Genomic DNA, 18,436 nt, shown 5'->3' with positions numbered 1-18,436 from the left:
CTGGTTGCCGGCCAGCGGCCGGCACTACCTGGCGCTCTCAGCGCAGCAGCGCCACCGCCGCGCAGACGATCACGATGGCCAACGACGGCCATTGCATCGGCAGGTAGAAGAAATGATGGCGGGCATGCTCGCCCGCCGCGCGCGGGCCACGATTGAGCACCAGGCCCAGCACCACATTGATTGCCGCGCCGATGCCGAATCCGATCAACAGCTGCGCCAGCGAGGTGTTGCCTTTGGCAACGCTCGGATCCGGCCACAGCCACATCAACAGCAGCAGGGCCGCGATGGGCGTGAGCAGCGTCAGGAACCCTGCGCCTCGATAGATCACCATGGAATCTCCTGCAGAACGGAACCGCATATTCTGCACTACCGCGCGTGCCGACCAACGGTCGGCACCTGCCCGGCTGGCGGCCGCGAGGCGACGGCCGCCGCCAGCAGGCCACGACCGTGGGTCGTGGCCGTCGAACCTCAGCGCAATCCCGTCTCGTTGCGCGCGATCACCAACCGCTGGATCTCCGAGGTGCCCTCGTAGATTTCGGTGATCTTGGCATCACGGAAGTAACGCTCCAGCGGCATTTCCTTGGAGTAGCCCATGCCGCCGTGGATCTGCACCGCCTGGTGGGTGATCCACATGGCCGCTTCGGAGGCGGTCAGCTTGGCGATCGCCGCTTCATTGCTGAAACGCTTGCCCTGGCCCTTCACCCATGCCGCACGCAGCGTCAGCAGCAGGGCTGCGTCCAGCTTGCATTTCATGTCGGCGATCTTGGCCTGGGTCATCTGGAAGGTGCCGATCGCCGCGCCGAAGGCCTTGCGGTCCTTCACGTATTCGATCGTCGCTTCATACGCGGCGCGCGCAATGCCGATCGCCTGCGAGGCGATGCCGATACGGCCGGCGTCGAGCACGCCCATGGCGATCTTGAAGCCCTCGCCTTCCTTGCCGACGACATCCTCGGCGGCCGCCACGTAATCCTGGAACTCGATTTCGCAGGTGGCCGAGGCACGGATGCCCAGCTTCGGCTCGGTCTTGCCGCGGTGGAAGCCGGCCTTGTCGGTGTCGATCATGAACGCGGTGACGCCGCGCGCGCCCTGGTCCGGATCGGTCATCGCAAACAGCACGATGTACTTGGCGACCGGGCCGGAGGTGATCCAGCTTTTCTTGCCGTTGATCACGTAAGTGCCGTCGGCCTGCTTGACCGCCCGGCAGCGCATCGCCGTCGCATCCGACCCGGACTGCGGCTCGGTCAGCGCGAACGCGCCGATGGCCTCGCCCTCGGCGATGGCGCGCACGTACTTCTGCTTCTGCGCTTCACTGCCATGGGTCAGGATGCCGTTGCAGAACAGCGAATTGTTGACCGACATGATCGTCGAATGCGCAGCGTCTCCGGCGGCGACCTCCACCATCGCCAGGACGTAGGCGATCGGGTCCATGCCCGCACCGCCGTATTCTTCAGGCACTTCGATGCCCATCAGACCGTTCTCGCCCAGCAGGCGGATGTTCTCCAGCGGGAACTCGCCGGTACGATCGTGGTGTTCGGCGCTGGGCGCGATTTTTTCCTGCGCGATACGGCGCGCAACGTCCTGCAGCATCAACTGCTCTTCGGTAAAGCTGAAATCCACAACACCCTCCCGGGTACAGAGTGAAAGGGGCCGCAGTGCGCGCGGCCCGGTCGGGCGATTGTACCGGGGGGCGGGGAGAGGACGCCTGACTTGACCGCACCGCCGCCAAAGGACGAAAATATCTCTATATCGCGATAGGTAGATATTTATGGATCTCGAGGACTGGTCCGTCCGGCTGAAAGTGTTCGCCGACGCCACCCGGGTGCGCCTGCTGGCGCTGCTGGAACAGGAAGAACTCACCGTGGCCGAGCTGTCGGCCATCACCACGCTGGCCCAGCCGCGGGTGTCCACCCATCTGGCCCGGCTCAAGGAAGCCGGCCTGGTCCGCGACCGTCGCTCGGGCGTCTCGGCGTATTACCGCTTCGATGACGCCGCGCTGGATCCGGCGCAGCGCGCATTGTGGCATGCCCTGAGCACCGGCAGCGACGATCCGCTGCTGCGCCAGGATGCTGAACGCGTGGCCGCGGTGATGGCCAGCCGCGCCGCCGACCAGAACTGGGCCGACAGCGTCGCCGGCGACATGGAACGCCATTACTCCCCCGGCCGCACCTGGGAGGCACTGGCGCGCACCGCGCTGCCGCTGCTGGAAACCGGTGACGTGCTTGATATCGCCTCCGGTGACGGCGTATTGGCCGAACTGGTCGCCCCGCATGCCAAGCGCTATGTCTGCATCGATACCAGCGCGCGCGTGGTCGCCGCTGCCAGCGAGCGCCTGCGCCGGCTGGCCAACGTGGAAGTGCGCGAAGGGGACATGCACGCCCTGCCCTTCCCCGACCAGAGCTTCGATCTGGTGGTGCTGATGCACGCACTGACCTACGCGGCCAAGCCGGCCCAGGCCGTCGCCGAGGGCGCGCGCGTGCTGCGCCCGGGCGGTCGCCTGCTGCTGTGCAGCCTGGCCCGTCACGAACACCGTGCGGCCGTGGACGCGTATGGCCACGTCAACCTTGGTTTCAGCGACAAGGAACTGCGCAAGTTCGTGGAGAAGGCCGGCCTGGTCGTCTCCAGCCTGGAAACCGTGACCCGCGAGAAGCGCCCGCCGCATTTCGAAGTCATTTCGCTGATTGCCAGCAAGCCCTGAGGTCTGCCCATGCCATCCCTGCCCTGGCTCCACCCCGACCGCGTGCATGCGCTGGAAACGGCGCTGGCCCAGCGCATCCTGATCATCGATGGCGCCATGGGCACGATGATCCAGCGGCACGGGCTGGAGGAGGACGATTACCGCGGCGAGCGTTTCGCCGGGGGGTACGACCATCATCACGGCCCCGGCTGCGACCATGCCGCACCCGGCGAGCCCCCACAGGGCCATGACCTCAAGGGCAACAACGACCTGCTGTTGTTGACCCGCCCGGAGGTGATCGGCGACATCCACACCGCATACCTCGAGGCCGGCGCCGATCTGGTGGAGACCAACACGTTCAACGCGACCTCGGTCAGCCAGGCCGACTACCACCTTGAGCATCTGGTCTACGAGCTCAACAAAGCCGGTGCCGCGGTAGCGCGTGCCTGCTGCGATGCGGTAGCGGCGACCACGCCGGGCAAACCGCGCTTCGTGATCGGCGTGCTCGGCCCGACCAGCCGCACCGCCTCGATCAGCCCGGACGTGAACGATCCGGGTTTCCGCAATACCAGCTTCGATGCGCTGCGCGAGACCTACCGCGAGGCCATCGATGGGCTGATCGACGGCGGTGCCGACACCCTGATGGTGGAAACCATCTTCGACACGCTCAACGCCAAAGCCGCGCTGTTCGCCATCGAAGAGGTCTTCGATGCCCGCGGCGGGCGGCTGCCGGTGATGATCTCCGGCACCATCACCGATGCGTCCGGGCGCACCTTGTCCGGGCAGACGGCAGAGGCGTTCTACGCCTCGGTCGCGCACGGCCGGCCACTGTCGATCGGGCTGAACTGCGCGCTCGGTGCCAGCGACATGCGCCCCCACGTGGAAACCCTGTCCACCGTGGCCGAGTGCCTGGTCAGTGCACACCCGAATGCGGGCCTGCCCAATGCCTTCGGCGAGTACGACGAAACCCCGGAAGAAATGGCGACCACGCTGCGCGAATTCGCCAGCGCCGGCCTGCTCAACCTGGTGGGCGGCTGCTGCGGCACTACCCCGGCGCACATCCGCGCGATCGCCGAGGCGGTGGCCGATCTGCCGCCGCGCCGCCTGCCGGCGCCGCCGCTGGAAGACGCGGCATGACCGCACCTGCTCCCCGTTCCCGTTGTCGTTGACCTTCCTCCGCCAGCCCGTGCCAGCCTGCCCATGACGTCTTCCCGCCACACCCGCCTGTCCGGTCTCGAGCCGCTGGTCATCACCCCGGACCTGCTGTTCGTCAACATCGGCGAGCGCACCAACGTCACCGGCAGTGCGCAGTTCCGCAAGCTGGTGAAGGAAGAGCGTTACGAGGAGGCGGTGGAAGTGGCGCGCCAGCAGGTCGCCAATGGCGCGCAGATCCTCGATGTGAACATGGACGAGGGCCTGATCGATTCCGAAAAGGCGATGACGCGCTATCTGAATCTGATCATGTCCGAGCCGGACATCGCGCGCATTCCGGTGATGGTCGATTCGTCCAAGTGGAGCGTGATCGAGGCCGGGCTGAAGTGCCTGCAGGGCAAGAGCGTGGTCAACTCGATCTCGCTCAAGGAAGGCGAAGCGCAGTTCATCGAACAGGCCCGCAAGGTGCTGCGTTACGGCGCGGCCGCGGTGGTGATGGCCTTCGATGAGGACGGCCAGGCCGATACCTGCGCACGCAAGGTCGAGATCTGCACCCGCGCCTACCGGATCCTGACCGAACAGGTCGGCTTCCCGCCGCAGGACATCATCTTCGACCCGAACATCTTCGCCGTCGCCACGGGTATCGAGGAACACGACAACTACGCGGTCGACTTCATCGAAGCCACCCGCATCATCAAGCGCACCCTGCCGCACTGCCACGTCTCCGGCGGTGTCTCCAATGTGTCCTTCTCCTTCCGCGGCAATGAAACCGTCCGCCAGGCGATCCACTCCGTGTTCCTGTTCCATGCCATTGGCGCGGGCATGGACATGGGCATCGTCAATGCCGGCGCGATGCCGATCTACGATGACCTGGACCCGGAACTGCGCGAGCGCGTGGAGGATGTGATCCTCAACCGCCGCCGCGACGGCACCGAGCGCTTGCTGGAGATCGCCGAGCGCTACAAAGGCAAGAAAGGCGAAGTGCGCGGCGAAGATCTGGCCTGGCGCGAGAAGCCGGTCAACGACCGCCTTGCGCATGCGCTCGTGCACGGCATGGACGCCTGGGTCGAGCAGGATACCGAAGAAGCGCGTGCGCGCTCGACGCGGCCGCTGGATGTGATCGAGGGGCCGCTGATGGACGGCATGAACATCGTCGGCGACCTGTTCGGCGCCGGCAAGATGTTCCTGCCGCAGGTGGTCAAGTCCGCACGCGTGATGAAAAAGGCGGTGGCCTACCTGCTGCCCTACATCGAGGCCGAGAAGGCGCGCAGTGGCGACACCGCCAAGAGCAACGGCAAGATCATCATGGCCACGGTCAAGGGCGACGTGCACGACATCGGCAAGAACATCGTCGGCGTGGTCCTGGCCTGCAACAACTTCGATGTGGTCGATCTGGGCGTGATGGTGCCGGCGCAGAAGATCCTCGACGCCGCACGTGCTGAAAACGCGGACATCATCGGGCTGTCCGGGCTGATCACCCCCTCGCTGGAAGAGATGAGCCACGTCGCCCGCGAGATGGAGCGGCAGGGCTTCACGATGCCGCTGATGATCGGCGGCGCCACCACCTCGCGTGCGCACACGGCGCTGAAGATCGACCCGCATTACAAGGCCCCCACGGTGTGGGTGAAGGATGCCTCGCGCGCGGTCGGCGTCGCGCAGTCGCTGATCTCGCGCGAACTGCGCGATGCCTTCGTGGCCGCCAACGAGGCCGACTACGCCGACATCCGCCAGCGCCACCGCAACCGTGGCGATGCCAAGCGCCTGGTGCCCCTGGCCAAGGCACGCGCCCAGCGCTTCATGGGCGACTGGGCGAACTACACCCCGCCGACGCCGCGCAGGCCGGGCCTGCATGTGCTTGACGATTACCCGTTGGCCGACCTGGTCGAGGTGATCGACTGGACGCCGTTCTTCCAGGCCTGGGAACTGGCCGGCAAGTTCCCGGCGATCCTGACCGACGAGATCGTCGGGCCCCAGGCGACGGATCTGTACCAGGATGCCCGCGCGATGCTCACCCGCATCGTCGAGGAGAAGTGGCTGACCGCCAAGGCGGTGTTCGGGCTGTGGCCGGCCAACAGCGTCGGCGATGACGTGCACCTGCGCACCGACAACGGCCCGGCCGTGCTGCACTTCCTGCGCCAGCAGGTCGACAAGCCGGTCGAGCGCCCGGACTTCTGCCTGGCCGATTTCATTGCCCCGGCCGACACGGGCAAGCAGGACTGGATCGGCGCGTTCGCCGTGACCGCCGGCATCGGCATCGACCCGCACGTGGCCCGTTTCGAGGCCGACCATGACGACTACAACGCGATCCTGCTCAAGGCACTGGCCGACCGCCTGGCCGAAGCCCTGGCCGAGCGCCTGCACCAGCACGTACGCATGGATTACTGGGGCTACCAGCCCGATGAGCAGCTGGACAATGAGTCGCTGATCGCCGAGAAGTACACCGGCATCCGCCCTGCCCCGGGCTATCCGGCCTGCCCGGAGCACAGCGAGAAGGCCACGCTGTTCCACTTGCTCGATGCCGAGCGCACTGCGGACATGCAGCTGACCGAGAGCTTTGCGATGCTGCCCACCGCGGCGGTATCGGGCTATTACTTCAGCCACCCGCAGAGCCAGTATTTCGTGGTCGGCCGGGTCTCGCGCGAGCAGGTGGTGGACTATGCCAAGCGCAAGGGCGTGGATCGCGTGCAGGCCGAACGCTGGCTGGCCTCGAACCTGGATTACGATCCGGAATGACCGCGTCACCCGAGCCACGGTCGGGTGCTACCGGCATAATGCACGGTAGGCACCCACTGTTGGCGGGTGCGCGCCCTCCGAGACCCTGCATGACCGCCCTCCCCCGCGACGCCGTCCCGGCCGTCCGCCTCTCGTCGTTCTACCTGTTCTACTACGCCGCCCTCGGCGCGTTCACGCCCTACTGGTCGCTGTTCCTGACCTCGCGCGGCATGAGCGTCACCGCGATCAGCGTGATGATGGGGCTGTGGTATGCCACCCGTATCGTCGCGCCGACCACGTGGACCTCCATTGCCGCCGCGTCGCCGCGCCCGATCTTCTGGCTGCGGCTGGGCTGCGTGCTCACCCTGCTGACGTTCTGCGCCTTCCTGCTGCCGTTGCCGCAGCCCTGGCTGTACCCGGCGATGATCGCGTTCTGTTTCTTCTACAACGCAGTGATGCCGCAATTCGAATCGATCACGCTGACCCACCTGGGCAGCGACAGCCACCGCTACGGACTGATCCGGGTGTGGGGCTCGCTGGGTTTCATCGTGGTGGTGATGCTGTTTGGCTGGATCATCGAAGGTGACGGCGGCGCCGGCAATGCACACCTGCTGCCGTGGCTGATGCTGCCCCTGTTCGGCCTGCTCACGGCCTCGGGCTTCGCCAACCGCTATGCGCGCAACCTGCAGCGCAGCGACGGCGATGCCACTGGTTTCTGGCAGATCGTGCGCAAGCCGCAGGTACTGGCGTTCTTCCTGGCCGCCTTCATGGAGCAGCTGTCGTTCGGCCCGTACTACACGTTCTTCTCGGTCTACATGGACCACCACGGCTACGCGACTTCCACGCTGGGCGTGTTGTGGACGGTCGGGGTGGTGTTCGAAGTCGGCGTGTTCTTCACCATCGGCCGCTTCTTCCGCCGCTATGACGCCAGCTGGATGCTGCTGATCGCCCTGCTCAGCTCCACCGTGCGCTGGGCGATCACCGCACTGTTCCCGCAGAACCTGCCGGTGATGCTGGTCGCCCAGACCGCGCATGCACTGGGCTTTGCGGCCTTCTTCGCCGCTGCGATGCAGATGCTGGCCACCTACTTCCCCGGCCGCCTCAATGGGCACGGCCAGGGCGTGTTGTACGGCTTCTCCTCGGGTGTGGGCGGTGTGCTCGGTGCGTTGATCGCGGGCCAGCTGTGGCCGATCGATCAGGGCCGCACCGCATTCCTGGCGGCCAGCGGATTCGCGCTGGCCGGCGCCCTGCTGTGCTTCTTCGCGATCAGCCTGCCGCTGTTGCGGGCCGCCCGCCGGAAGCCCGGGGCCGTGTAGCGCCACGCCGTGCATGGCCCTGCCGTCACGTTGGTGCCGGTACGCTCGGGACTCCCCAACCCCGGAGTCCCCATGCGACGTTCCCTTCGCCTGCCGACCCTGTTCACCGCCCTCGTGGCGGCCTGTGCCACCGCGAACGCGGCCCCCCCGATCATTCTCGACAACGCCCGCGTGTTCGACGGCGAACGCGACCTGGGCATCACCACGCTGACCCTGCGCGATGAGCGCATCGCGCACATCGGCCCACCACCGCCCGCACTGGCCAAGGGTGCCAAGCGCATCGACTACCAGGGCAAGGTGATCCTGCCCGGCCTGGTCAGCAACCACATCCACGTCGGCAACACCGACGGCCTGGAGCATGGCGACCGCTTCTACACCCGCGATCACGTGCTCCGCGACCTGCAGCAGTTCCAGCGCTACGGCATCACCACGGTGACCGCGCTGGGCATGAACGGCGCTGCGTTCACCACGATCCGCGCCGAAGTCCGTGACCAACCCACGCTCGGTGCGCAGCTGTACGGCGCCGGTGGCGGCATCGGCGCGGCCGCAGGCGCCCCGCCGGCCAAAACGATGGGGCTCGAGCACGACCCCGTGGCACGCCCGACCACGCCCGATCAGGCCCGCGCCGCGGTCCGCGCGCAGCAGCAGGCCGGGGTGGACGTGATCAAGCTGTGGGTGGACGACCTCGGTGGCCGCTTCCCGATGATGGCGCCGCCGATCTACCGCGCGGCGATCGATGAGGCGCACCGGCACCAGCTCAAGGTGGCCGCGCACATCCACGACCAGGCGCCGGCAGCGGATCTGGTCGAGGCCGGCGTGGACATCATCGCGCACGGCATCCGCGATACGCCGGTCGCCCCGGCGCTGGTCAGCGCGATGCGCGACAAGGGCGTGTGGTACATCCCGACGGTCAACATCGACGAGGCGAATTATCTGTACGCAGAGAACCCGCAGTGGCTGCAGCAGCCGTTCGTGGCCAACGCCCTGCCGGCAGCCGTGCGTGAGCGCTGGCAGCAACCACAGTGGCAGAAGGCGCAGCTGGCGGGCGATGGCATCCCCAAGGCACGCGCAGCGGTGGCCATGAACCTGCGTAACCTGAGAACGCTGCACGAGGCCGGCGTGAACATCGGCTTCGGTACCGATGCCGGCGCGATGCCGCAGCGCGTGATCGGCGTCGCCGAGCATCGCGAGCTGGAGCTGATGACCCAGGCCGGTTTCACCCCGGCGCAGGCGTTGCAGGTAGCCACCGCCGACGCCGCACGCCTGCTTGGCCTGGACGATCGCGGGCGGATCGCGGTCGGACGCCGTGCGGATCTGCTGGTTCTGGGGGCCAACCCGCTTGAGGACATCCGCAACAGCCGCCGGATCGATGCGGTCTGGCAGGCGGGCCAGCAGGTCGCCGGCCCGATCGAGGCCGAAGCAGGAACGGCTGCCCGCGACTGATCGCGGGCGATGGGATTCAGGGGGCGGCGGCCGGCGCCGTCGCCTCCAGGCGCTTCAGCTGGGCCTGGAAATCAGGCAGCAGCAGACGATTGCCATAGCCGCTGAGATGATCGCCATCGAAGAACAGCGGCTTGCCCTCGCGGGTCGGCAGGCACTGCTCGCCGGGACATAGCAGCGGCATCGGATCCCAGATCGACGCCCCCGGCAGCGCATCCGCCACCTGCTGCAGGCCGGCCAGCACCGGCGCACGCAGCTGCTCGATCTCGCTGCGCGGCACAGTCATGCCATTGACGCAGATCGGGTTGTGCCGGTTGAACACATCCGAGCAGCGGTACGGTGGCGCGGGCAGTACCGGCTTGGGCGCTTCCAGCACGATGTGCACGCCGCGCCCGGCCAGCGGGGTGAGCTGAGCGATCCAGGACGCGACCTCGGCCCTGCGACCGGCATCGGCCGCCGCGCTCAGATGCTCGGCACGCACCTGCGCGATATCGAACACGGTGTACTGCTCGGACAGACGCGGCAGCCGCAGCCCGGCCAGCAACACCACATCGCCCGGCTGCGCACGGGCCTGGATATCCTCCAACACGTTGCGCACATACGCATCACACGCCGGATTGGGGCCCTGCCAGGCACGCAACCCGACCAGCGCGCAGCCCCCGCTGCCGTACAGCCGGATCGTTGCGCCATCCAGCACGGCCAGGCGCTGCAACATCTCGTGGTAGGCCAGCGCATGCGAATCACCGGCCACGAACAGCTGGCGCGTGGAGGCGGCGCGTCCAGGGCACTGGCCGCGCTCGTACAGGCGTGCCTGCCCGCCCTGCACCGGCACGTTGCTGACCCGCACGCGGCAGTCCGGCATTTCCTTCTTGAGCCCCTTGGCATAGGGATACCAGTCCAGCGGAGCGCGGCTGACCACGCTGAGCGAGGTGTACTGCTGGGTCTTGACCAACGCCGTCTGCAGCCCGGCGCCAAGCACCAGCACGGCCACCCCGACCGCGACCCAGCGTGCGTTGCTGATGCGCCAGCGTCCGCCATGCCGCAGGGGCTGTTCCACCCAGCGCCAGGACAGCCAGGACAGCAGCGCCACGCACAGCAGTGCGGCCGCGCCGGTGGCCACCGTCTCAAGGCCCACCGTCCAGCGGAACAGCACGAAAACCGGCCAGTGCCACAGGTACAGCGAATAGGACAGGCGGCCGATCGTCACCATCGGCGTGGTCGCCAGCGCGCGGCCGATCCAGCCCCCTGGCGCGCGCTGCAGCAGACCAAGCAGGCCCAGCGTGCCCAGCACCGGCCAAAGCCCGTCGATCCAGGGCGAATGGCCCGGACGCGCGGACCACAGCCCATAGCCCAGTGCGCCAACGCTGAGCAGCAGCAGCGGCGAGCGCCAGCTGATGCCGCGCGGCGATGCCGTCAGCGGCGTGAACCGGCCGCTGAGCGACAACACCTGGAACAGCAGCACGCCAGCGCCCAGCTGCCAGAACCGCGTGGTGGTCAGATAGAACGCATCGATCTCATGGCCGCCCTGGCGCGCACGGAACACCGCATACCCCAGCGATGCCGCGACCGCCACGCCGAACAGCCCCAGCGATACCCAGCGCCCGCGCGGGCCTTTGGCCCAGGCCAGGAACAACAGCGGGAACAGCAGGTAGAACTGCTCTTCCACGCCCAACGACCAGGTGTGCGTGTACGGGTTGAATTCGGTGCGCGGTGAGAAGTAATCGTTGCCGGTACTGGCCAGCACCCAGTTACTCAGCCCGACGAAGGCCATGCGCCCGGTCTTGTCGCTGGTTTCGCTGAGCCACGATTCGGGAATCAGCAGCGCACTGAGCATTGCCGTGAACAGCAGGCAGACCACCAGCGCCGGGGCGATGCGGCGCATGCGGCGCGCATAGAAACGGGCCAGCCCGGCCCAGCCGCCCACCGCCGGCAGGCGATCCACCGAGGCACTGACCACGAAGCCGGAGATGACGAAAAACACGTCCACGCCGGTGAAGCCGCCGGGCAACCAGCTGGCCTTGAGGTGGTAGAGGATGACCGCCAGCACTGCGATCGCACGCAGGCCATCGATGTGTGGGAAATACCCGGGACTGCGTTCCTGCATGGCCCTGCTCCTGACATGCAACGGGCGCCTGCCGGCGCCCAGTGCATTCAACAATGGTGGCGTCGGCTTACCAGACCAGGTCGTCCGGCACCTGGTACTGCGGATCGGCGTACGGATCTTCGCCAGCCGGTGCATCCGGATCGACCTTCAGCGCCACTGACGGTGCGAACACCGCCTCGGCCTCGGCCAGCACGGCGGCGGTGACCAGCACGTAGCGGCCGTTCTGCTGCAGCACACCGAGCTCGCCGGCATTGAGGGCCTTGAGCTGGTCGGCCGTCACATAGATGCGCTTGATCTTGCCGCCATAGGGGAAGTGGCGCGCGATATCGGCTGCTTCGGCGTTGAGGGACTTGCCCTCCAGCAGGACCTCCAGCTTGGCCTTGGCCTCGCGGCGGATACGCGCCTCTTCCTGCTTCAGGCGCTCGGCCTCGATGCGGTCGTCCTTTTCCTTCTGCGCACGGATCGCGTACGCCTTGGCGAGATCGATATCCTCGCGCGAGCGCGGCTTGCCAGGCGCGCCCTGCGGCGGGCGGGCGCCGGCAGGACGGCCCTTGCCCGGTGGACGGCGATCACCGTCTCGCGCGGGCCGCTGGCCCTCGCCGGGCTTGCCGGCCGGGCGTGCGCCCTGCGGCTTGCCGGCCGGTCGGCCATCGCGGCGCGCATCGGGCCGACGGTCCGGCTTGCGGTCGTTGGTTCGTTCGGGTTTGGGCGCGGCTTTGAAGCCAAGGCCCAGCAGCTGGTCGCGGAGAGTATCGCTCATGACGTCAGATCAGTAATGCGGAGGCGGCGGCTCTTCGGCCGAATCGGAATACAGCGCGGTGCGGACCTTGCCGAGGTCTTCAAGCAGGATGCGGGTCAGGTCGGCATTGCGATTGCCTTCCATGCGCGCATCGGCCAGGGCCTCGCTCAGTTCGGCCAGCGCCTGCTCCTGGAAGGAGACGCGCATTTCCAGCTCGATCAGGCGTGCTTCCAGTGCCTGTTCGCGCTCGGAGGGTGTGGACTCATGCATTCAACGAACGTCCCCGGCCAATGCCGTAGTAAGCCAGGCCCGCGGCTTCGATTTCCTGCGGGTCGTACAGATTGCGGCCGTCGAACACGACCGCATCGCTGAGCATCTCACGCAGGCGGATGAAATCCGGACTGCGGAACTGCTTCCATTCGGTGACCACGACCAGCGCATCGGCGCCGTCGAGGGCGTCATAGGCATCGTCGCAGAACACCAGGTCATCGCGCTCACCGAAGATGCGGCGCGCTTCGTCGGTCGCTTCCGGATCATAGGCGCGCACCCGTGCACCGGCTTCCCACAGCTGCGCCAGCAGGCGGCGGCTGGAGGCTTCGCGCATGTCATCGGTGTTCGGCTTGAAGGCCAGGCCCCACACCGCGAAGGTCTTGCCGCGCACGCCTTCGTCCTCGCCACGGTCGTAGTGGCGCTGGATCAGCGCGTACAGATGGCCCTTCTGATGTTCGTTGACGGCTTCCACCGCGTTCAACAGCTTGGGCTCATGGCCGTACTGCTGGGCGGTCCGGGCCAGGGCCTGCACATCCTTGGGGAAGCACGAGCCGCCGTAACCGGCGCCGGGATAGATGAAGTGCCAGCCGATGCGCGGATCCGAGCCGATGCCCTGTCGGACCTGCTCGATGTCGGCACCGACCTTCTCGGCGATGTTGGCGATTTCGTTCATGAACGAAATCTTGGTCGCCAGCATCGCATTGGCCGCGTACTTGGTGAGCTCGGCCGAGCGCACGTCCATCTCCACCACGCGGTCGTGGTTGCGGTTGAACGGCGCATACAGGCGGCGCATCAGCGCCACCGAGTCGGGATTGGACGCGCCCACCACGATGCGGTCCGGCCGCATGCAGTCGGCGACCGCGTCACCTTCCTTGAGGAATTCGGGATTGGAGACCACGTCGAACGCGATCTCCACGCCGCGCTCGGCCAGCGCCTGGGCGATGGCCTCACGGACGTTGTCGGCCGTGCCTACCGGCACGGTCGATTTGTTCACCACCACCACCGGCGCGGTAATGTGCCGGCCGATGGTGCGGGCCACGGCCAGCACGTACTGCAGGTCGGCACTGCCGTCCTCGTCCGGTGGCGTGCCCACGGCAATGAAGATCACCTGGCCATGCGCGATCGCGGTGGCGGCGTCGGAGGTGAAGACCAACCGCGACGCAGCGTGGTTGGCCTTGACCATCGGCTCCAGGCCGGGCTCATAGATCGGGATGATCCCGTTGTTGAGCCCGTCGACCTTGGCCTGGTCGATGTCGACACAGATCACCTGATGGCCAACCTCGGCCAGGCAGGTACCCGTGACAAGACCGACATAGCCGGTACCGAATATCGCAACGCGCATGGGCGGTGGGGCTCCAGATCCGTTACGGCAGAACGTTCAGCAGCTCGACGTCGAACGTCAGCGTCGCGTTCGGACCGATCGGACCACCCGGGGTGCCCTGCTCGCCATAGGCCAGCTCGCCCGGAATCCAGAAGCGGTACTTGGAGCCGGTCGGCATCAGCGACACGCCTTCGGACCAGCCCTTGATCACCTGGTCCAGGCCGAACTCGATCGGCTGGCCGCGCTGGTAGCTGCTGTCGAACACGGTGCCGTCGAGCAGCTTGCCTTCGTAGTTCACGCGCACCTTGCTGGTCGGCATCGGACGCTCGCCCGAACCCGGACGCAGCACCTGGTACTGCAGACCCGAGGCGGTGGTCACCACGCCCGGCACGGTCTTGTTCTTGGCCAGGAAGTTGTTGCCTTCCACGCGGTTGGTACCGGCCTGGGCGGCGGACTTGGCGTCCATCTCAGCCTGCTTGCCCTTCATGAAGCCTTCCAGCGTGGCCTTGGCCTGCTCGGCGGTCATCTTCGGGGTGCCGTTGTTGAAGGTGGTGCTGACCGCATCGAACAGCGCGTCCAGGTCCAGATCGTCCTTCAGCGGCGCCAGCGACGGGCCCACGGCGAAGCTGCCCAGCATCAGGCCAACCTTCTCGCGGTCCACCTTCGGCGGCGCGGTGCCCGGGGCAACGCCCGGAACCGGCTGGCCGCTCTTGGCCATCACGGCCTGGCGCAGGGCGGCGTCGGTCTTCTGGGCCTCTTCCTGGCTGATCAGCGGCTGCTTGCCTTCAAAGGCATTCGTCACGCCGCGGCGCAGGGCGGCCAGGTCGATCTCGCTGGAGATCGGACCGAACGAATTGGCGACATCGATACCGATGGCGTAGCCAAGCTTTTCGCGTTGGGTATTCAAAGTGGAAGTCTCCTTGACAGCCGCGCGGGCGGCTGGTTGTTGCGACATCGCGGTACCGGTGGCACCCATCGCCAGAATCAGAACCGACGCCGCGGCGCCGCGCATTCCCATCTTCATTCGCTGCATTCCTGGAAGTGACTGGACGCCGACGTCGGCGCGAAAGCAACCATTGTCGCACGCGCGTCCGAGATGTCGATATCGTCAGTGCTTGTTGGCCGTGACAGACAGTTCACGTTCGATCGCCGCGACCAGTTTCGGGTCGTCCGGCGTGACCTTGCTCGGGAACTGCGCCACCACCCGGCCATCGCGGCTGATCAGATACTTGTGGAAGTTCCAGCCGGGCGACACGCCCGTGGCCGTGGCCAGGCTGCGATACAACGGCGTCGCCTCCGGCCCGGTGACGACCACCTTCTGGAACATCGGGAACTTGACGCCATAGGTCAGCGTGCAGAACTCCTGGATCTGGGCTTCGTCACCCGGCTCCTGGCCCTTGAAGTCATTGGACGGGAAGCCCAGCACCGAGAAACCACGCGCGGCGTACTTTCGCTGCAGCGCTTCCAGGCCTTCGTACTGCGGGGTGAATCCGCACTTGCTGGCGGTGTTGACCACCAGCAGCACCTTGCCGCCGTACTGCTTGGCCAGATTGACCTCGCCCTTGCCGGCCAGCGGGCGATAGCTCACATCCAGCAGATCGGCCGCCTGGGCCGAGGCGCCCACCAGCAGGCCGGCCGCCAGCAACAACACGGACCACCGCGCCCGGCGCGGAATGCGGCCGCAGCGGATGGGCGACAACAAAGACACGTGATGCATCGCGACACTCCAGAGTGGGGAAGAACGAAGGCCTGAATGCGCCCGGCGAGGGCGGCCAGGACGGCGGCGGGCACTATATCACCGGTGTTTTTGCCGCCGGACGCCGTTGGTCCGCCGGCAGGACGCCTCGCCGCAATGCGCCGTGGCCGGGCACGGCCCCGTCGATGCTGCCCGCCGCATTCAGCGCCGTTTTACAGCGTCTGGCGGTGTGGACCGACAGGCCAACCTCACCGATTCGATCACCTGAATACGGCGCCCACTTGCCATACCATTGACATCAATGAATGTGCGCTGGCCCGCATCGGCAGCTCACGTGCCGATATATATCTTTATATTCAATAACTTGGGAAACCATGGAGGCTGTCATACGCCCCCTGCCATCAGTTGGGTTGCTCGCCCTGTTGATCTTCGGCGTGCCGGTGTTATAGTTGCATACAACACCAGTCACCTAGACAGGGGAAGCCCATGAACCGCATGCGCCACCACCACGCCGCCAAAGCCGTCACCGCCGCCTCGGCGTTGCTGCTGCTTGGCTGGTTCGGCATCCCCTCCGGTGACGCTGGCAGCCCTGCCAGCGCCAATGTGTTTGAAGGCCCGCAGGACGCAGGCGTCATCGAGGCAGGGACCGCCGACGGCGCCCCCACGCCCCCCCGCCGGCTGCACAGCTCCCTGTCCATGCCTTACTTCTCATTCGCGCAGTCGCTGAACCCACGGAGCTGACCATGAGCGATATTCAATGGAGCGATGGTGCTCCGATCTACCGCCAGCTGAAAGAGCGCGTGATCGCCATGATGCTTGACGGCATCATCAAGCCGGGCGACGCCCTGCCTTCGGTCCGGCAGGTTGCCGCCGAGTACCAGCTCAATCCCATCACCGTTTCGCGCGCCTACCAGGAACTGGCTGATGAAGGCCTGGTCGAGAAGCGCCGCGGCCTGGGCATGTTCATGACCGAAGAAGCGGCCACGCAGCTGCGCAGCAGCGAGCGCGACCGGTTCCTCAATGAAGAATGGCCGCTGGTCCTGGAACGCATCCAGCGCCTGGGCCTGAACCTCGACGAATTGCTGCCCCAGGGGAAATCCTCATGAATGCCGTTGCAAGTGATGTCGTCATTTCCGCTCGAGGCCTGCGCAAGGCCTATAAACAGACCGTGGCACTGGACAACACCAGTTTCACGATCGCGTCCGGCCGCATCACCGGCCTGATCGGCCCCAACGGCGCCGGCAAGACCACCCTGCTCAAGGCGCTGCTGGGCCTGACCGCGGTGGAAGGCGAGCTGCGCGTACTCGGGCTGGACCCGACCGTACAGCGCAACGCCCTGATGAACGATGTGTGCTTCATCGCCGACGTGGCGGTGCTGCCGCGCTGGATGAAGGTGCGCGAGGCCATCGATTTCGTCGCCGGCACCCACCCGCGTTTCGACCGGGCGCGCTGCGAACGCTTCCTGGCCTCCACCAAACTGCATCCCAAGCAGCGCGTGCGCGAACTGTCCAAGGGCATGATCGTGCAGCTGCACCTGGCGCTGGTGATGGCCATCGATGCCAAGGTCCTGGTGCTGGACGAACCGACCCTGGGCCTGGACATCCTGTACCGCAAGGAGTTCTACCAGCGCCTGCTGGAGGACTACTTCGACGAGCAGAAAACCATCATCGTCACCACCCACCAGGTGGAAGAGATCGAGCACATCCTCACCGATGTGATGTTCATCCGCGATGGCCGCATCGTGTTGACCACCGACATGGAAGACATCGGCGAACGCTATACCGAAGTGCTGGTGTCGGCCGATGCGGTGGAGGCCGCACGCGCGCTCAAGCCGATCGACGAACGTGCCCTGCCCTTCGGCAAGACCGTGCTGCTGTTCGACGGGGTGCCACGCGCCCAGCTCACGCCCCTGGGCGAAATCCGCAGCCCGGGGCTGGCGGATCTGTTCGTGGCCATCATGAAGGGAACCTACGCATGAACACCGTCAACCATCCCATCAGCAAGGCCAGTGCGTTCAAGTGGCTGCTCAAGCGTGAGTACTGGGAAAACCGCGGCGGCTTCCTGTATGCGCCGGTGATCGCCGGCGGCATCTCGCTGGTGATGAGCCTGCTCGGCATCGTGTTCGGCCTGGTCGCCATGCACCGTGCGGTCAAGAGCGGCGGCATCCACATCGACAACGAAAGCGTCAACATCAACGGCCTGGACCTGAGCCTGCTGACCAGCAAGCTCGATGCCAAGGACCTGCACGACCTGGCCAATGGCCTGGACCTGACCCTGATCCTGAGCTCGGGCTGGCCGCTGATCGTGCTCGCCTTCGTGGTGTTCTTCTACTGCCTGGGCGCCCTGTACGACGACCGCCGCGACCGCAGCATCCTGTTCTGGAAATCGCTGCCGCTGTCGGATACCGCCACGGTGCTGTCCAAGGCCGTGAGTGCGCTGCTGATCGCCCCGATCATCGCGGTGATCGCCTCGGCCCTGACCATGCTCGGTTTCCTGCTGATGATCTCGATCGTGGTGATCGCCCACGGCGGTGATCCGATGATGCTGATCTGGGGCCCTGCCAGCCCGCTGACCATCATCGCCGGCCACCTGTCCTGGATTCCGGTCTACCTGCTCTGGGCGCTGCCGACCGTTGGCTGGTTGCTGCTGTGCTCGGCCTGGGCCAAGACCAAGCCGTTCCTGTGGGCGGTGATGCTGCCGCTGTTCGCCGGCATCATCGTCAGCACCACCAAGGTGATGACCCTGTTCGACCTGACCGGCGGCTGGTTCTGGAAGCATATCGTTGGCCGCCTGCTGCTCAGCGCGGTCCCGGCCAGCGACCAGTTCTACCGCGGTGAGTCCATGTTCAGTGGCAACGGCAACATGGACAACCTGGTCAACGAACTGGGCCCAAGCCACCAGCTGGCCGCCCTGGCCATGCCGGAACTGTGGATCGGGGCTGCCGCCGGCGTGGTGTTCCTGTTCCTGGCCATCCGCCTGCGCCGCCGCGCTGGCGAAATCTGATCCCCCGCC

The 18,436-nt window shown here is 66.5% G+C and carries 17 protein-coding genes; 9 read left to right on the top strand and 8 right to left on the bottom strand.

Going from position 1 to position 18,436, the window contains the following annotated elements; genetic code table 11:
* Nucleotides 1-37 precede the first annotated feature (37 nt).
* Together ORK51_RS13290 and ORK51_RS13285 are read right to left on the bottom strand one after the other, a co-directional pair.
* On the bottom strand, nucleotides 38-331 hold the full coding sequence (locus tag ORK51_RS13290) for a hypothetical protein (protein WP_070425470.1): 294 nt from the start codon (nucleotides 329-331) through the stop codon (nucleotides 38-40).
* 137 nt (nucleotides 332-468) lie between these two features.
* Complete coding sequence (locus ORK51_RS13285; RefSeq protein ID WP_429000677.1) at nucleotides 469-1,653, bottom strand: acyl-CoA dehydrogenase family protein; 1,185 nt, start codon at nucleotides 1,651-1,653, stop codon at nucleotides 469-471.
* 112 nt (nucleotides 1,654-1,765) lie between these two features.
* Here ORK51_RS13285 and ORK51_RS13280 point away from each other — a divergent pair, with 112 nt between their 5' ends.
* From ORK51_RS13280 to ORK51_RS13260, 5 genes are all read left to right on the top strand, one after another.
* A complete protein-coding gene (locus ORK51_RS13280) occupies nucleotides 1,766-2,695 on the top strand; it encodes an ArsR/SmtB family transcription factor (RefSeq protein ID WP_046274305.1) in 930 nt (309 codons plus the stop codon).
* A 9-nt stretch (nucleotides 2,696-2,704) separates the two neighbouring features.
* Nucleotides 2,705-3,811 (top strand): homocysteine S-methyltransferase family protein, encoded by a 1,107-nt coding sequence (locus ORK51_RS13275; protein WP_070425472.1) that lies wholly within the window; start codon nucleotides 2,705-2,707, stop codon nucleotides 3,809-3,811.
* Nucleotides 3,812-3,817: 6 nt separating this feature from the next.
* Complete coding sequence (gene metH / locus ORK51_RS13270) at nucleotides 3,818-6,559, top strand: methionine synthase (RefSeq protein ID WP_257785243.1); 2,742 nt, start codon at nucleotides 3,818-3,820, stop codon at nucleotides 6,557-6,559.
* An 89-nt stretch (nucleotides 6,560-6,648) separates the two neighbouring features.
* Entirely contained in the window at nucleotides 6,649-7,854 is a 1,206-nt protein-coding gene (locus tag ORK51_RS13265; RefSeq protein ID WP_019185952.1) for an MFS transporter, read from the top strand.
* A 72-nt stretch (nucleotides 7,855-7,926) separates the two neighbouring features.
* Complete coding sequence (locus ORK51_RS13260) at nucleotides 7,927-9,297, top strand: amidohydrolase family protein (protein WP_070425475.1); 1,371 nt, start codon at nucleotides 7,927-7,929, stop codon at nucleotides 9,295-9,297.
* Nucleotides 9,298-9,313: 16 nt separating this feature from the next.
* Here ORK51_RS13260 and ORK51_RS13255 read toward each other — a convergent pair whose 3' ends face one another.
* From ORK51_RS13255 to ORK51_RS13230, 6 genes are all read right to left on the bottom strand, one after another.
* Nucleotides 9,314-11,398: an acyltransferase family protein gene (locus ORK51_RS13255; protein ID WP_266085151.1), complete on the bottom strand. Its 2,085-nt coding sequence runs from the start codon at nucleotides 11,396-11,398 to the stop codon at nucleotides 9,314-9,316.
* Nucleotides 11,399-11,465: 67 nt separating this feature from the next.
* Nucleotides 11,466-12,158 (bottom strand): DUF2058 domain-containing protein, encoded by a 693-nt coding sequence (locus tag ORK51_RS13250; RefSeq protein WP_019185949.1) that lies wholly within the window; start codon nucleotides 12,156-12,158, stop codon nucleotides 11,466-11,468.
* Nucleotides 12,159-12,167: 9 nt separating this feature from the next.
* Nucleotides 12,168-12,407: a SlyX family protein gene (locus ORK51_RS13245; RefSeq protein WP_019185948.1), complete on the bottom strand. Its 240-nt coding sequence runs from the start codon at nucleotides 12,405-12,407 to the stop codon at nucleotides 12,168-12,170.
* Nucleotides 12,400-13,749 carry a UDP-glucose dehydrogenase family protein gene (locus tag ORK51_RS13240; RefSeq protein ID WP_070425477.1) on the bottom strand — a complete coding sequence of 450 codons (1,350 nt, stop codon included), beginning with the start codon at nucleotides 13,747-13,749 and terminating at the stop codon, nucleotides 12,400-12,402. Before ORK51_RS13240 ends, ORK51_RS13245 begins: the two co-directional genes overlap by 8 nt.
* A 22-nt stretch (nucleotides 13,750-13,771) precedes the next feature.
* On the bottom strand, nucleotides 13,772-14,752 hold the full coding sequence (locus ORK51_RS13235) for an FKBP-type peptidyl-prolyl cis-trans isomerase (RefSeq protein WP_019185946.1): 981 nt from the start codon (nucleotides 14,750-14,752) through the stop codon (nucleotides 13,772-13,774).
* Between the two features lie 84 nt (nucleotides 14,753-14,836).
* Nucleotides 14,837-15,445, bottom strand: a complete 609-nt coding sequence (locus tag ORK51_RS13230) for a glutathione peroxidase (RefSeq protein WP_070425478.1) — start codon at nucleotides 15,443-15,445, stop codon at nucleotides 14,837-14,839.
* 465 nt (nucleotides 15,446-15,910) lie between these two features.
* On the opposite strand from ORK51_RS13230, the gene ORK51_RS13225 reads away from it, so the two are divergent.
* Genes ORK51_RS13225 through ORK51_RS13210 form a run of 4 tightly spaced genes read left to right on the top strand, consistent with a single transcriptional unit; the run spans nucleotide 15,911 to nucleotide 18,427 of the window.
* Nucleotides 15,911-16,165, top strand: a complete 255-nt coding sequence (locus tag ORK51_RS13225) for a hypothetical protein (RefSeq protein WP_026070209.1) — start codon at nucleotides 15,911-15,913, stop codon at nucleotides 16,163-16,165.
* A gap of 2 nt (nucleotides 16,166-16,167) precedes the next feature.
* Nucleotides 16,168-16,530, top strand: a complete 363-nt coding sequence (locus ORK51_RS13220) for a GntR family transcriptional regulator (RefSeq protein WP_019185943.1) — start codon at nucleotides 16,168-16,170, stop codon at nucleotides 16,528-16,530.
* Complete coding sequence (locus ORK51_RS13215) at nucleotides 16,527-17,402, top strand: ABC transporter ATP-binding protein (RefSeq protein ID WP_266085150.1); 876 nt, start codon at nucleotides 16,527-16,529, stop codon at nucleotides 17,400-17,402. The genes ORK51_RS13220 and ORK51_RS13215 overlap by 4 nt, the downstream gene beginning before the upstream one ends.
* A complete protein-coding gene (locus tag ORK51_RS13210) occupies nucleotides 17,399-18,427 on the top strand; it encodes a hypothetical protein (RefSeq protein ID WP_266085149.1) in 1,029 nt (342 codons plus the stop codon). The genes ORK51_RS13215 and ORK51_RS13210 overlap by 4 nt, the downstream gene beginning before the upstream one ends.
* The last annotated feature ends 9 nt before the right edge of the window (nucleotides 18,428-18,436 follow it).

This window comes from Stenotrophomonas sp. RIT-551 (genome assembly GCF_026241915.1).
GTDB classification, from domain to species: Bacteria; Pseudomonadota; Gammaproteobacteria; order Xanthomonadales; family Xanthomonadaceae; genus Stenotrophomonas; species Stenotrophomonas bentonitica_A.
The sequence above is the reverse complement of the archived record's forward strand: the minus strand, read 5'-3'. Positions and strand labels throughout refer to the sequence as shown.